This is a genomic window from Polaromonas sp. P1_F4 (assembly GCF_056405675.1).
The window spans coordinates 206,570-220,289 of sequence record NZ_JBFUBP010000008.1; the positions used below are offsets into that span (position 1 = coordinate 206,570).

General features: G+C 60.4%; 10 protein-coding genes. 8 read left to right on the forward strand and 2 right to left on the reverse strand.

The features are described 5' to 3' along the window. Positions 1-22 precede the first annotated feature (22 nt). Positions 23-2,101 (forward strand): penicillin-binding protein 2, encoded by a 2,079-nt coding sequence (gene mrdA / locus AC1DYQ_RS17015; protein WP_477687757.1) that lies wholly within the window; start codon positions 23-25, stop codon positions 2,099-2,101. A gap of 168 nt (positions 2,102-2,269) precedes the next feature. On the opposite strand, the gene AC1DYQ_RS17020 is transcribed toward mrdA, so the two are convergent. After that, positions 2,270-3,028, reverse strand: coding sequence for a sulfite exporter TauE/SafE family protein (locus AC1DYQ_RS17020; protein ID WP_477687758.1), 759 nt, complete (start codon positions 3,026-3,028; stop codon positions 2,270-2,272). Between the two features lie 489 nt (positions 3,029-3,517). Here AC1DYQ_RS17020 and AC1DYQ_RS17025 point away from each other — a divergent pair, with 489 nt between their 5' ends. Next, positions 3,518-5,002: an ammonium transporter gene (locus tag AC1DYQ_RS17025; RefSeq protein ID WP_477687759.1), complete on the forward strand. Its 1,485-nt coding sequence runs from the start codon at positions 3,518-3,520 to the stop codon at positions 5,000-5,002. A gap of 39 nt (positions 5,003-5,041) precedes the next feature. Next, positions 5,042-5,503 carry a hypothetical protein gene (locus tag AC1DYQ_RS17030; RefSeq protein WP_477687760.1) on the forward strand — a complete coding sequence of 154 codons (462 nt, stop codon included), beginning with the start codon at positions 5,042-5,044 and terminating at the stop codon, positions 5,501-5,503. Between the two features lie 159 nt (positions 5,504-5,662). On the opposite strand, the gene AC1DYQ_RS17035 is transcribed toward AC1DYQ_RS17030, so the two are convergent. Then, the gene (locus AC1DYQ_RS17035; protein ID WP_477687761.1) at positions 5,663-6,055 is read right to left on the reverse strand and encodes a hypothetical protein; all 393 of its coding nucleotides are present in this window, start codon (positions 6,053-6,055) and stop codon (positions 5,663-5,665) included. A 232-nt stretch (positions 6,056-6,287) separates the two neighbouring features. Between AC1DYQ_RS17035 and AC1DYQ_RS17040 the strand changes: the two genes are divergently transcribed. The 5 genes from AC1DYQ_RS17040 (at position 6,288) to AC1DYQ_RS17060 (ending at position 13,432) form a co-directional block, all read left to right on the forward strand. After that, positions 6,288-7,073 carry a phosphate/phosphite/phosphonate ABC transporter substrate-binding protein gene (locus AC1DYQ_RS17040; RefSeq protein WP_477687762.1) on the forward strand — a complete coding sequence of 262 codons (786 nt, stop codon included), beginning with the start codon at positions 6,288-6,290 and terminating at the stop codon, positions 7,071-7,073. 627 nt (positions 7,074-7,700) lie between these two features. After that, a complete protein-coding gene (locus AC1DYQ_RS17045; protein WP_477687763.1) occupies positions 7,701-9,989 on the forward strand; it encodes an RHS repeat domain-containing protein in 2,289 nt (762 codons plus the stop codon). Between the two features lie 40 nt (positions 9,990-10,029). After that, a complete protein-coding gene (locus tag AC1DYQ_RS17050; RefSeq protein WP_477687764.1) occupies positions 10,030-12,699 on the forward strand; it encodes an RHS repeat domain-containing protein in 2,670 nt (889 codons plus the stop codon). A 10-nt stretch (positions 12,700-12,709) separates the two neighbouring features. Further along, positions 12,710-13,186, forward strand: coding sequence for a hypothetical protein (locus AC1DYQ_RS17055; protein WP_477687765.1), 477 nt, complete (start codon positions 12,710-12,712; stop codon positions 13,184-13,186). Between the two features lie 138 nt (positions 13,187-13,324). Further along, positions 13,325-13,432, forward strand: coding sequence for an RHS repeat domain-containing protein (locus tag AC1DYQ_RS17060; RefSeq protein ID WP_477687766.1), 108 nt, complete (start codon positions 13,325-13,327; stop codon positions 13,430-13,432). Positions 13,433-13,720: the final 288 nt, after the last annotated feature.

Genomic DNA, 13,720 nt, shown 5'->3' on the forward strand with positions numbered 1-13,720 from the left:
GCGGTTTTAGAGTCGCATCATCATGACTGAGCTGCGCAACGTTGAAGCGGATTTGTCGCGCTTTCGCGCGCGGGTGCTGGTGGCCAGTTTTGCGGTGCTGTGTGCTTTTTCTCTGCTGGCGGCGCGGCTGGTGTACTTGCAGGTGTACCGCCATGCCGACCTGAACGAGCAGGCCGAAAGCAACCGGACGGCCATCGTGCCGATCGTGCCCAACCGGGGTTTGATCCTGGACCGCAATGGTGTTGTGCTGGCCACCAACTATTCGGCCTACACGCTGGAAATCACGCCTTCCAAGGTCGACAACCTGGAAGAAACCATTGCCGCGCTGGAAAAGGTGGTCGACATCCAGGTGCGCGACAAGCGGCGTTTCAAGCGTTTGCGCGAAGAATCCAAAAGTTTTGAATCGCTGCCCATACGCACGCGCCTGACCGACGAAGAAGTCGCCCGGTTTGCGGCGCAGCGTTTCCGTTTTCCGGGTGTTGACATCAAGGCCAGGCTGTTTCGCAGCTACCCCTATGGCGAGCTGGGCAGCCACGTGGTGGGCTACATCGGCCGTATCAACCAGGCGGAAAAAGAAATCATTGAAGGCAGCGAAGACGAAGGCAACTACCGCGGTACCGACTACATCGGCAAGCTCGGCGTCGAGCAGAGCTTTGAGCAGCAGCTGCACGGCACCACCGGTGTCGAGCAGGTGGAGACCTCGGCGGGTGGCCGCGCCATGCGCAAACTCGCCAGCAACCCGGCCACGCCCGGCAACACCGTTATGCTCTCACTGGACATCCGCCTGCAAAAGCTGGTGGAAGACATGTTCGGCGACCGGCGCGGCGCGCTGGTGGCGATGGACCCGAAGACCGGCGACGTGCTGGCGTTTGTCAGCAAGCCGACGTTCGATCCCAACCTGTTTGTCGACGGCATCGACACGGAGAGCTGGCAGTACCTGCGGGACTCGCTGGACAAGCCGCTGCTTAACCGCGCGCTGCGCGGCACCTATCCGCCGGGCTCCACCTACAAGCCCTTCATGGCCATGGCGGCGCTGGAAACCGGAAAGCGTTCAGCCAGCTTCATCGTCAACGACAACGCCTCCTGGAGCTTCGGCGGGCACGTCTTCCGCAGCCACGGCGACATTGCGCTGGGCGCGGTCGACATGTACCGGTCTATCGTGAAGTCCAGCAATGTGTACTACTACTCGCTGGCCAACGAGCTCGGCGTGGACGCCATGCACGACTTCATGAAGCCGCTCGGCTTTGGGCAGATCACCGGCATCGATATCAGCGGCGAAGTCACGGGCGTGCTGCCCAGCCAGGCCTGGAAACGCAAAGCCTACAAAAAGCCGGAGCACCAGAAGTGGTACCCCGGTGAAACCATTTCGCTGGGTATCGGGCAGGGCTACAACACCTTCACCATGCTGCAGCTGGCGCAGGCCACGGCCGTACTGGCCAACAACGGCGTCAAGCACAGGCCGCGGCTGGTGATCGGCACGCAGGACCCGGTGACGCGCGTCATGCACCCGCTGCCCGCCGACGCGCCGGAAAACCTGGGCTACAAGGCTGAAAACATCGCGATCGTGCGCAAGGCCCTGGTCGGCGTCACCCAGGAAGGCACCTCGGCCCGCGTGTTTGCCGGCGCGGGCTACCTGAGCGGCGGCAAAACCGGCACAGCCCAGGCGGTCACCATCGGCCAGAAAGACAAGTACAACAGCAGCAAGATGGAAGAGTACCAGCGCGACCACGCTGTTTACATGGCGTTTGCGCCGGCCGAAGACCCCAAGATCGCGCTGGCGGTGATCGTCGAAAACGCCGGCTGGGGTGCCGGGGTGGCGGCGCCGATTGCACGGCGTGTTTTTGACTATGTGCTGCTGGGCCAGTACCCGAGCGAGGAAGACATGGTGGCGGTGCAGAAGGGGCTGGCGGCAGCGCCCATCGGCAAGCCGCGCCAGGCCGCCGACGTGGCCAGCCAGCTGTCGGCCGGCGCAGCAGGCGCTTCTCCCGGCCCCACGAACGCCGCCGCCGCCGCTGCCGCCAAAGCCAGGACGGCGGCGATTGCGGAGGCGCTCAGCAAGCTCCCGCCACCCATGGCGGCGGCGGGCATCAACCCCGATTGAGCTGACTATTGCTATCTATTTGATAGCGACTTGTGCCCGTCCTTATTGGGCTGAACGCCAATTTGGTCATTAAACGGTGATGGCAGGATTTCAAGCGAAATTCGCCGAAAACCCATACAGGACGTGCGCAGGCAGCTATTAAATCAATAGCAAACGGCCTGCGCACAGTCAGCGCGCAAATGCGTCAAAACCGGTTTTCAGGATCAGCGAGCTGACCACGGCGATAAACACCCCGCGCACAAAACCGGCCCCATGTTTGAGGGCCAGGCGGGTGCCCAGCAGGCTGCCCGCCACGTTGGCCACCGCCATCGTGAGGGCGAAATGCCACCAGACATGGCCCTTCCAGGCAAAGAGCGCCAGCGCCGCAAGGTTGGTGGCGGTGTTGAGCAGCTTGGCCGAAGCCGACGCGTTCAAAAAGTCATAACCCAGCCAGCGCACAAATAAAAATACAAAGAAGCTGCCGGTGCCCGGGCCGAAGAAGCCGTCGTAAAACCCCAGCACCAGCCCGATGCAGCAGGCCGCCGCGGTTTCGGCATGCCCGGTAAAGCGGGGCGTGTGGTGGCGGCCCAGCTCCTTCCTGGCCAGCGTATAGAGCAACACCGCCAGCAGCACAAAGGGCAGGGCCTTGCGCAAAAAGCCCGGGGAGATGACGGTGACCAGCCAGGCGCCTGCCAGCGAGCCGGTAAACCCGGCGGCGGCCGCCGGCAGCAGTGCCGCCCAGCGAAGCTCCACGCGGCGGGCATATTGGGCCGTGGCAACCGCGGTGCCCCAGACAGAAGCTCCCTTGTTGACCCCAAACAGGGTCGCCGGATGCGTGGTGGGGAAAACCGCAAACAGGGCCGGCACCAGAATCAGCCCGCCGCCCCCGACGATAGAGTCCACAAAACCGGCGAGCAGGGAGGCCAACGAGACGATCAACAATTCCATGGCCCGGATTGTCTCATCGCACTGAATGGGTTCATGCTATCAAATAGATAGCTGGTGGCGCTCGTCAGCCAAGGCCGACGAGGTTTTTTTGGGGATGACTTCATCAGGGCGAAGACATAAAAAAAGCGCTGGGGTTGCCAGCGCTTTTTGCAAATCTGCATCTCTTGTGGAATGCCGCTTTGCTTGTGTACTTCTTAATGACTCTCTCGTGTCTCCTCGGCTCCTCGCGTTGCGAGCAGCAAGGCTCGTCAGCAAGTCATCCAATATAGCGGGCGCACTGTCCCAGTGCATTGGGGGTTTCCCGGCCCCGGGCTTTGGGCGGCCGCTGGTTCTGTGGATGTTTTTGGGGCACCACGCCAATCGTTTGCGCACTTTTGCAGTACATATTTTCCGTTGCAGTCCCATCACACGAGCTACTGCGGTATTGGCACGACTTATGCCTGTTGTTACCAATTGTTGGTTGATTGAACAGGCGGGCACCGTATGCATATGAACAGATTTCTGGCCTTGGGTATGTCTTTATGCTTGGGCCTGGCATGCCAGCAAGCCCTAGCACAGACCATGGCTCCCCCGGCAGTGGCGCCGCCAGCAGTCACTGCCAGTGCTCCGGAAGTCGCACCGTCCCCTGCACCGGCCACGGTTCCTGCGCCTCCTCCGGCCCCGGCGGCGGCGGCCTCTGCGCCCGTTTCTGTGCCTCCTGCGGCAGCCCCGGCGCCGCTGACGCAGCCAGGGCTGGTCGGCGTGGAGACCCTCAATGGTGCCGACACTGCCTGGATGATGACCTCCACCGCACTGGTATTGCTCATGACCCTGCCGGGCATCGCCCTTTTCTACGGCGGCATGGTGCGCAAGAAAAGCGTGCTCAACGTCATGGCCTGCGTCATCGCCATCTGTGCTGTCGTCAGCCTGCTCTGGTTTGCGGTGGGGTACTCCATCGCCTTCACGCCCGGCAAAGGTGCGCTTGGGCACTATCTGGGGGGTCCCGAGCGGCTCTGGTTCACCGGGCTGGACTACGTGAAGGACGCGCAGAAGGTGGCCGTGAGCCATATCGCGCCCAACATTCCCGAGTCGGTCTACGCCATGTTCCAGCTGACCTTCGCCATCATCACGGCCGCGCTGGTGGTCGGATCGTTTGTGGAACGCATGCGGTTTTCCGCGATGCTGGTGTTCATGTCGCTGTGGACCGTCGTCGTTTACGCACCCATTGCCCACTGGGTCTGGGAGCCCAATGGCTGGCTGGCGCGCATGGGCGCGCTGGACTTTGCCGGCGGCTCGGTCGTGCACATCAATGCCGGCATTGCCGGGCTGGTCTGTGCCTACGCGCTCGGGCCGCGCCACGGCTACGGCCGTGAACCATTCACGCCTTTCAACCTGGGCCTGACCATGGCCGGTGCCGGCATGCTGTGGGTCGGCTGGTTTGGCTTTAACGCCGGCTCCGCCGTGGCCTCCGACGGCCGGGCCGGCCTCGCGATGGCCGTCACGCACATCGCGGCGGCCGCGGGCGCTCTCTCGTGGATGGCGGCCGAATGGATTGTTCGCGGGCGTCCTTCCCTGCTGGGACTGTGCTCGGGCCTGGTCGCCGGGCTGGTCGCCATCACGCCGGCGGCGGGTTTTGTCTCGCCGCGCGCGGCCCTGGTGTTTGGCCTGGTGGCGGGCGTGGCCTGCTACTGGGGTGCCACGGGCCTCAAGCGCCTGCTCAACGCCGACGATTCGCTGGACGTGTTCGGCGTGCACGGCGTGGGCGGCATTGTGGGTTCGCTGTTGACCGGCATTTTTGCCAGCAAGGCCATCTCCGGTGTCGAGGGCAGCCTGATGACCCAGGCGATCGGCGCGGGCGCCGTCATGCTCTACAGCCTGTTCATGACGGCACTGGCCTTGTGGGTCACCTCGCTGATCGTCAGCCTGCGCGTCAGCGAAGCCGCCGAGAGCGACGGCCTGGACATCACCCAGCACGCCGAGCGGTTGGGCACGTAACTGACAAACAACGGACTCCACTTTCAAGGATTGCGCACCATGCCCTCCAGTGAAAAAATTGCCGTTGCGGCCCACCTGCATGTGCTGTTGCGCCGCAAAACCGGCCGCGTGACCGACACCGAGTGGATGGCCGGTAACCAGGAATACGCCGCCGAAATAGCGCGTTTTGCGCGGGAAAAAGCCGCCGAGGATGGCCACGTGGACCTGGCGGTGTGGGCCGATCGGCTGGAAGAAATCATGGCGACCCCCGAGCCCAAGGCACGCGTGCCGCTGGTGCAGTTGGTGTCCGAGGTGGTGAAGGAGCGCAGCCAGCCGGTGCTTGTCCCGGCGCCAGTGCCCGACCGCCAGAGCGCACGGTCCATTGATACCGAGGAAGAGGTTTATCCTGAATCAGGCTTTATCGAGTCGACATTCGGTGCCATCTTCGGCGAGGGCGAGTCGCCGCGGGAGCGCCGCCAGCGCGACCCGAACGCGCCGCGCTATGTGAAGGGCCTGCGATAACTTGTAGCCCCCTGTCTCGACTCACTGCGTGTAGCCGGAACCCCCCTCAGGGTGGCGACACCTGCAGCCCGGCAAAGCCGGTTCTGCGGTGTTCTTGCCCCGAACGTGCCGCGCTTCGTGAAGAGCTTGCGATAGGCCGGCGCAGGGCCGGCGGCCGGTTTATTTCGCCGGTTGTGGTTGCGCTTCCCGCGCACGGTTCAGGCTGTGCGCCAGCATGTTGCGGGTGCGAATGCGGATGTTGGCGCTGGCCTCTTCAGCAAACGCAGCCACATAAGGGTGGCCTGCGTTGTCCGCCAGGATGCTGCGCCGCACCTGCTCCAGGCCGGCATCGCAGGCCGCCAGTGCGGCATCGGCGAGTACAAACACGGACTGCTCCGGGTTGTCTTTCAGCGGCTGCAAGGCGCTCTGGGCACAACGCTGGTAGTCGTTGATGGCCGCGGCCACCGGCGCGCGGGCAATCGACAGCGGGTCCTGGCTGGCGCGTGGCGCCGAGCCGCAGGCAGACAGCACGCCCAGCAGGAGGGCGATCGAAAGGGTGGTCAGGTGTTTCATGATGTCAATGCGACACCGGCAGTTTCCGGCGTGGTCCGCATTGTGTCATCGGTGTGCGAACGCAGGCTGCTCCCCCGGGGCATAAAGACTGCCGGAAAACGGACCGGGGGTAAATTGCGCTAGCCAGCGCCGGACGCACGCAGTAGCATGCGGGAGCTTTATATATAAGGAGGGACTTATGCGGTGGAATTGCATGTCAGGGGCCTTGGTGTTGGGGTTCGGCGCGTTTTGTATGGGCACTGCCAATGCCCAGGCGCAGGCGCAGGCCCAGCAACTGATACTGGGCATCAGCGAAGGCACTTCGGGCGGGCTGGACCACGCCCAGGTGATTGCCAAATACCAGGGGCTGGCCGAGGTGATCGGCAAGGCCATGAAGGCCAAGGTCAGCGTGGTGTTTGCGCGCGAGTTCAAGCAGCTGGAAGAAGGCATGCAGACCGGCCGCTTCGACCTGGTGATGGCGCGCCCGAGCGACTACCCGGCGCGCGGCATGCGCGACTACGGCTACAGCTATATCGCCAGCACCAAGCCCGACGGGCAGTGCTTCATCATTGCGCCCAAGGGCTCGGCCCTCAAGACCATCGGCGACGTCAAGGGCAAGCGGATTGCCTTGCCCGAGCAAATCGCCTATATGTCCCGCTTCTGTGCCGCAGAGCTCAGGGACAAAGGCATCCTGGTGGACAAGGAAAACGTGCAGTTCGTGCGCGAACAGGCGGCTGTCGGCTTCTACCTCGACAACAAATTCGCCGATGTGGGTGGTGTCGCCTCTTACTCAGGCATTGCCAAGAAATGGGAAAAAGAGGGCGGCCGTATTTTGCACAAGAGCGTGGCGCAGCCCTACTTCCCGCTGGTGGCCCATAAACGCGTCAAGCCCGAACAGCTCAAGGCGATCCAGGAGGAATTGCTGGCGCTGCCCGCCAGCGATGCCGGCAAGGACGTGCTCAAGCGTATCGGCATCGAGCAGTTCGACACCACGTCGGAAGCCCGCATGCGCGAGCTGCTGAAGTGGCTCAATATTTGAACCAGGCCTTTACGGCTTGCGCCTTGAGCGCCTGACGGCGCATGGCGTGCGAAACGGGATGGTTGCGCCGGCCTGACGGCAGACTTTCTGAAGACTGCGGTAGCAACACCGCAACTGACTGGCCTTGCCGTACCCGGCACTTCCTGATCGCCCTCTTGGGTATGCTGGATGCCGTGAACCAGGCGGCCAACTTCGACTCGTCACTGGAAGCACAACGTACTCAAGACCTGGTTCTGCTTAGAGACGGAAAAAGGACCGGCTCATTTTCAAAAAAACTCTGACGATCTGGATTTTCCGTAGCCCCCATGCTCAGTGTCGGGTGCGCCAAAACGACAACGCCTCCTCTATTTGAAGGGGGCGCTAATTATTTCAAACGCGCACATGCCGGTTAACCCCTTCGGTGCACATGTCTAGTCATTCGTACATCGGCATCGGTTCCAAATGAGAATGTTTGGGTTACTCGTGCCGCTCGAAGTTGTCAAACCTTGCTTGGATTAAACGAGCAGCGCGATTGATTGAGCAATGCGCCTTACGAAACGCGATTGACAGGGTTCACACCACCCGCTGACACTGGCTCTCAAATTGCATAAGAGGGAGTGAGGAGTGGTCAATCAATATTTTCGGCCAATGAGTCGATGCGCAGCCGAGGCCAAACTGCTGCTGCGCCGTCTATTGTTTGTCACGCTGGTTTTTGCCTCTGGCTCGAGCTGGGCAATTTGCACAGAGTATCAGTGGGATAGCTATCCCATAGGTGCAGGTGGGTGGTTCAATACCAAAGCTGCAGCGTGTACGGCTTACATTGGTGTCTATAACACTTATTACGCTGGCACGTGGTCATTTGCACCTGTGAGCGGTGGAGTCGATGGTTGCTCCGTCAAAAAAACCCTGGTTGGTCATCCGGAGCTTAACTATGATCCGGAGGACCAAGGCCCGGCATCTACGCAAGTAAATCCGGCTTGCGAGTGTCCCGACGGCACAACCTGGGATATTGGTTCCAACGCATGCATACCGTTCCTATCCCCGCTGGCGGTCCCGATTCCCCCGGAACCAGAGCCAAAGATCTGTAAAAGACCAACGGAAGAATCACCACCCTCGCAGGACGGAGAGCAAACGTCTAAGCCGATCATTCCGGCGACCGGCGAGAAGATCCTGGCACAAACCGACTACACAGGGCAAGGCGCAGATGCCCTGAGCCTGGTGCGGCACTTCCGAAGCAGCTGGGCCGGCACCACCGACAGAGGCCTGGCGGTCGATCCCGGATTGACCCGCGCCTGGTCGCACAACCATGCCGTGTCCATCAAGCAAGACGGCACGGCCGGCACCGCAGGGAACATCGCCCGTGTCATCTTTGGCGACGGCAGCGTACGCGCATTCAGTTGGAATGTCACCACCAGCAGCTGGGATGCCGGCAACAGCGCCGACAGCCTGACAGCCAACGCCACAGGCCTTCTGTATAAACGCCTGGACGACGACAGCCTGTGGCAGTTCGATACAGCCGGCAAGCTGCTCACCGTGACCCAGCGCAACGGCTGGATCAACAGCTACACCTACAGCACCACCAGTACTCCCGCCAGCATCGCCCCCGTGCCCGGTTTGCTTCTCACCGTCAGCAACCAGTTCGGCCGCACTCTCAGCTTTGTGTACAACGCCAGCAGCCAGCTGGCGAGTGTGACTGCCAGCGACGGCCAGGTTACCCGCTACACCTACGACGGCACCACCGCCACCTCGCATCTGACCAGCGTCAGCTACCCGGGTTTGACCGGCGGCACCGTCACCCGCAGCTACCACTATGAGAACGCCGCCTACTTCCAGCTGGTTACCGGCATCACCGACGAGCGGGGAATCCGGCTGTCCAACATCACCTACGACAGCCTGGGCCGGGCCATCGGCAGCGGCTATACAGGCGGAGCTGATCTGTACACGGTGAGTTACGCCACTGGAGCGGCCACAGTCACCGACCCACTGGGCACCCAGCGCACCTACAACTACAGCACCAACAAAGGCAAGCTTGCCGTCACCGGTGCCGACAAGCCCAGCGGTACAGGCAACAGCTCAGCGGCCAGCCGGGTACAGGATGCCAACGGCTTCATCGCCCAGGAGACCGACTTCCTGGGTGTGAACACCATGTACACCTGGGACATCAACCGGCGCCTGCCCTTGAGCACCACCAGAGCAGCAGGCTTGCCCGAAGTGCAGACCACCACTACCCAGTGGCATACCAGTTTCAGGCTGCCGGTGCTGGTGACGGAAGCAGGCCGAACCACTGCCTACACGTATGACACACAGGGCAACCGACTGAGCCGGACCGTCACGGATACCGCCACCAATGTGGCCCGCACCGCCAGTTGGACCTACAACCCTCAGGGTCTGGTCGCCACCCAGAGTACCAACAACATCGTCCGCCAAACTTACGTTTACTACAGCAACACCAGCTTCTCAGGCACGGCGCCTAACGAGGTCGGCCACACGGCAGGCGATCTGCAGAGCATCACCAATGCAGCAGGTCACGTAACCCAGATCACGCTGTACGACAAGGCCGGGCGGATCAAGCAAATGGTCGATCCAAATGGAATCGTGACCGACACCGGCTACACAGCACGAGGCTGGGTTAGCAGCATGACGGTGACGCCGCCGGGCGGCACGGCCCGGACCACAACGTACACCTATGACAACGCAGGCCAGCTGACAGGCGTCACTTTGCCCGACAGCAGCACCATGAACTACAGCTACGACGCCGCACAGCGCCTGACCGGCGTGACCGATGCCAAAGGCAACACAGTCACGTACACCCTGGACGGTATGGGCAACAAGGTTGGCGAGCAGGTCAAAGACCCGCAGGGAAACCTGCAAAGAAACATTACCCGGGTGTACGACAACCTGAACCGGGTCCAGCAAGTCACGGGAGCAGTCAATTGATGAAGCACTTCAGCGAGTCTGTAGCCGACAAGGAACGGAAATGATCGCATTCCAAGCATATATTTCGGCCATTTGTCGGCTGAAGGCCCGCGTTATTTTTTTGTTCTTTCTCGGAATACTTTGTATCTCCAAGGCTTACGCCTTTCCGATGCCGCCCGCCCCCACGGAATATCAGTATCTATCCTCTGGCGCCGATATCGGACCGTGGCGTACGCCAGCGTTAGCAGCATGTGCTGCATGGACGGATGTTTTCAACTCGCATCACTCCGCCCAGGTCACTGTGTCGCCCATCGGAATTTCATCGAACGACCACTGCCTCTATTCATACGTCTACACGTCTGGAAGCAGTGGCAGTGATGGGGATCTCGCACCAGCCACGCGTGCGGGCCAGGCGATATGCCCTGTCGATTCGTCGGCCGGGGGTGATGGTTGTGTTTGTGCGCTTCCTCAAGTCGAGAACGCGACGCACACCGGATGCGAGGCGCCGCCGCAATGCCCCCTAGGTACGACCTGGATAGCCTCAGCCAACGCGTGCGTGCCATTGATCAACAGCGGCACCTCGACCTGGCAGTACGGCTACGACGCCATGGGCAGGCCCACCACCGTGCTCGACCCCAACGGTCTTGCCAGCTACACCTACTACGACAGTCTGGGCCGCCCCATCCAGACCCAGCAGCCTGCCAACACCGGAAGTTCCACCCCCACCACCACCGGCTTCGCCTACAACGCCAATGACAACCTGACCCAGGTCACCGACCCCCGCAACCTGGCGACGACCTACAGCCCCAACGGCCTGGGCGATGTCACAGCGCAGACCAGCCCGGATACCGAAGCAAGCCAGTACACCTACGACCTCAACGGCTACGTCCTCACCAAGACCGATGCCCGAGGCAAGCTCACCCAGTACGCCTACGACAACCTCAACCGCCTGACCAGCATCAGCTATCCCACCGGCACGGCCAGCGTGCTCGAGTACGACGGCGGCAGCACGCTGGTTCCAGGGGCTATCGGTCAGCTCACCAGGATCACCGACGCCTCCGGCCAGACCGTCTACAGCTACGACAGCCTGGGCCGCAAGACATCCAAGACCCAGACCATCGGCGGCAAGACCTTCATCGTCGGCTACAGCTGGGGCAACGCGGGAAGCGCCATGGACAAGCTGACCGCCATCACCTACCCCAGCGGAACAAAAGTCAACTACAGCTACGACGCCCAGGGCGCGGTCAATGCCGTCACGGTGAATCCACCGAACGCCAACGGCGTGGGTACCAATACCGGATCCACCCTGCCGCTGATAGCAGGCATCACCACCAATGCCGAGAGCAAGCTCACCGGCTGGACCTGGGCCAGCACCAAGACCCAGGCGATTGCCTATGACGCCAACGGCCAGATTAGTGCTTACAACCTGGGTGACCCGACAACAACTGGGATTCGCCGAACCATTCTTCGTGACACAGCGGGACGCATCACCGGCTACACCCACACCAGCAATGGAACGCCCGTCCCCGCGCTGGACCAGAGCTTTGGTTATGACAACCTGAACCGTCTCATCAGTGCCACCCTGGGCAGCAGTGCGATCCAGTACAGCTACGACGCCACCGGCAACCGCACGGCCAAAGTAGTGAGCGGCACCAGCTACCCGAACACCATCGCCACCACCAGCAACCGGTTGAACCAGACCCAGGACTCCACTGGCGTCGCCACCGTGGTGCACGATGCGGCCGGCAACATCACAGGCGACGGGGTCAATACCTATGGCTACAGCGACCGCGGCAGGCTGGCCACGGTGACCAACGCCGGCGGCACGGTGAGTTACAGCTATAGCGCGCTGGAGTTGAGGATGAGCAAGGCGGGGCCGACGGCGCTGGTGCCTACCGGTGCGGCTTACTACGTCTATGACGAAGAAGGAAAACTGCTCGGTGAGTACGATGCCAATGGCGTGCCCCAATACGAAACCATCTATATGGGAAGCCCGGTCGGGGTGATCAAGCAGACGGGTACGGCCGTGGCCGGGAACATTGCGGTCAGCCTGTACAACGTCTGGACAGATCAGATCGGTGCGCCGAGGGTGATCACTCGCCAGAGCGACGAAGCGATGGTCTGGCGCTGGGATATGGCCGAGCCCTTTGGGGCGACGGCGCCGGATCAGAACCCGAGCAGCCTGGGAGCCTTCAGCTTCAACCAACGACTGCCTGGGCAAACCTTTGATGCTGAGAGCGGGCTGTTCCAAAATTGGAACCGGGAGTACAACCCAAGGATTGGGCGCTATATGCAGTCTGATCCTATCGGGCTGGCTGGTGGCATCAATACCTTTGCGTACGTCGAGAGCGATCCGCTAGAGGTTAGTGATCCGATGGGACTGCAGACTGTAATTCCAGCACCCGTTCTCGCGCCAATAGCAGGCTCTATCGCCCGCCCATCGATTGGCACTTTAGTCGATCCGATCGTAACTCCTGGGATGCCTGATCCGAAGGATCCAAACAACAGTCAAAAATGCAAGAAAATAAAAAAGACAATTGAAAATTTGAAAAAGGAGATTTACAACAAGCGCTATCCTGATCTCCAAAATAACCCACAGAACCTGCCCCAACGTATCGGCCCAGGTGAGGCCTTAAGCGAGACTGTGAGGGGTCATGAAGTCCTGCTGAATCGTCAGCTGCGTAGGCTTAAAGATCTTGAAGAACAATACGACAAAGATTGCTTGTGTTGAAGGACATCAAATGACAGAGAAATTCGCAGAACAGTTACTACAGATATATTCTGTGGATGAAAAGCGCAGTGCTTCACTTTGTAGCCGTCTGGCCGACGAATTTGAGGATGAATTAATGGAGCATGAGGATGTTCCTGATGCGCATCTTGATTACTTCTTAACGCTTATCTCTGTAGAGCGGTATTATCAAAAACCTGGCATCTGGAATTTCATACTTGCTGTTAATAATTTAAGAGATGCTTTGCGCGAAGTTCAATTGACAAAAATTACTGATGCTTTTGTTGTGAACTTTGCAGACTATCGCGATAAAGAACTGTGCTTTGCCGTTTGCGACTTTGTGGCACGAAATCTAGAACCACCTAAGGCAATATCGCTTCTTAATCAACTAAAAAAATGCGAGGCGAAAAAAAGCGAAGCTTTGAGAGGCTACGCCGATGAAGGCCTCTATATCGTTCGACAAGAAATCAAACGTTCAAAGGCTGAGTGAAACCTTCAAAATGTGAGTCAGTCTGAATTCGGCAATACACGACAGCGGCAGCACGGTGGACAAGCTGACGGGCTGGAGTTGGACCAGCACCAAGATTCAGGCCATCGGCTATGACGCCAAGGGTTAAGTCAGTGCACGATGGGCTACAGCTGGGGCGACACGGGAAGCGCCCTGGACAAACTCACGGCCATCACCTACCCCAGCGGAACAAAAGTCAACTACAGCTATGACGCCCAGGGCTGTTGATTTTCGTCTTTGTTTGATCCATTTTTTCATCGAACGCTGAGCCACTGGCGATGCCATTTTGCGCAGGGCTGGCGATCCACATTTCAGGGTTTTGATGGGGTCAAGCGACTGCAAAAAAGGCGGATCACATCGGCGCGAAACTTAACAGTCACTGGTTGAGCCCTTTTGCACAGGACCGGATCTCCACATTTCAGGATTTTGATAGGGTCAAGCGACTGCGAAAAAGGCGGGTCACATCGACGCGAAACTTAACAGGCTTGCCGCATTCGCACCGCCAAAGCAGTAATC

Coding starts and splice junctions, on each gene's coding strand:
- mrdA (WP_477687757.1), top strand. CDS start 23: ATGACTGAGCTGCGCAACGTTGAAGCGGATTTGTCGCGCTTTCGCGCG.
- AC1DYQ_RS17020 (WP_477687758.1), bottom strand. CDS start 3,028: ATGGAATTGTTGATCGTCTCGTTGGCCTCCCTGCTCGCCGGTTTTGTG.
- AC1DYQ_RS17025 (WP_477687759.1), top strand. CDS start 3,518: ATGAACAGATTTCTGGCCTTGGGTATGTCTTTATGCTTGGGCCTGGCA.
- AC1DYQ_RS17030 (WP_477687760.1), top strand. CDS start 5,042: ATGCCCTCCAGTGAAAAAATTGCCGTTGCGGCCCACCTGCATGTGCTG.
- AC1DYQ_RS17035 (WP_477687761.1), bottom strand. CDS start 6,055: ATGAAACACCTGACCACCCTTTCGATCGCCCTCCTGCTGGGCGTGCTG.
- AC1DYQ_RS17040 (WP_477687762.1), top strand. CDS start 6,288: ATGGGCACTGCCAATGCCCAGGCGCAGGCGCAGGCCCAGCAACTGATA.
- AC1DYQ_RS17045 (WP_477687763.1), top strand. CDS start 7,701: ATGAGTCGATGCGCAGCCGAGGCCAAACTGCTGCTGCGCCGTCTATTG.
- AC1DYQ_RS17050 (WP_477687764.1), top strand. CDS start 10,030: ATGATCGCATTCCAAGCATATATTTCGGCCATTTGTCGGCTGAAGGCC.
- AC1DYQ_RS17055 (WP_477687765.1), top strand. CDS start 12,710: ATGACAGAGAAATTCGCAGAACAGTTACTACAGATATATTCTGTGGAT.
- AC1DYQ_RS17060 (WP_477687766.1), top strand. CDS start 13,325: ATGGGCTACAGCTGGGGCGACACGGGAAGCGCCCTGGACAAACTCACG.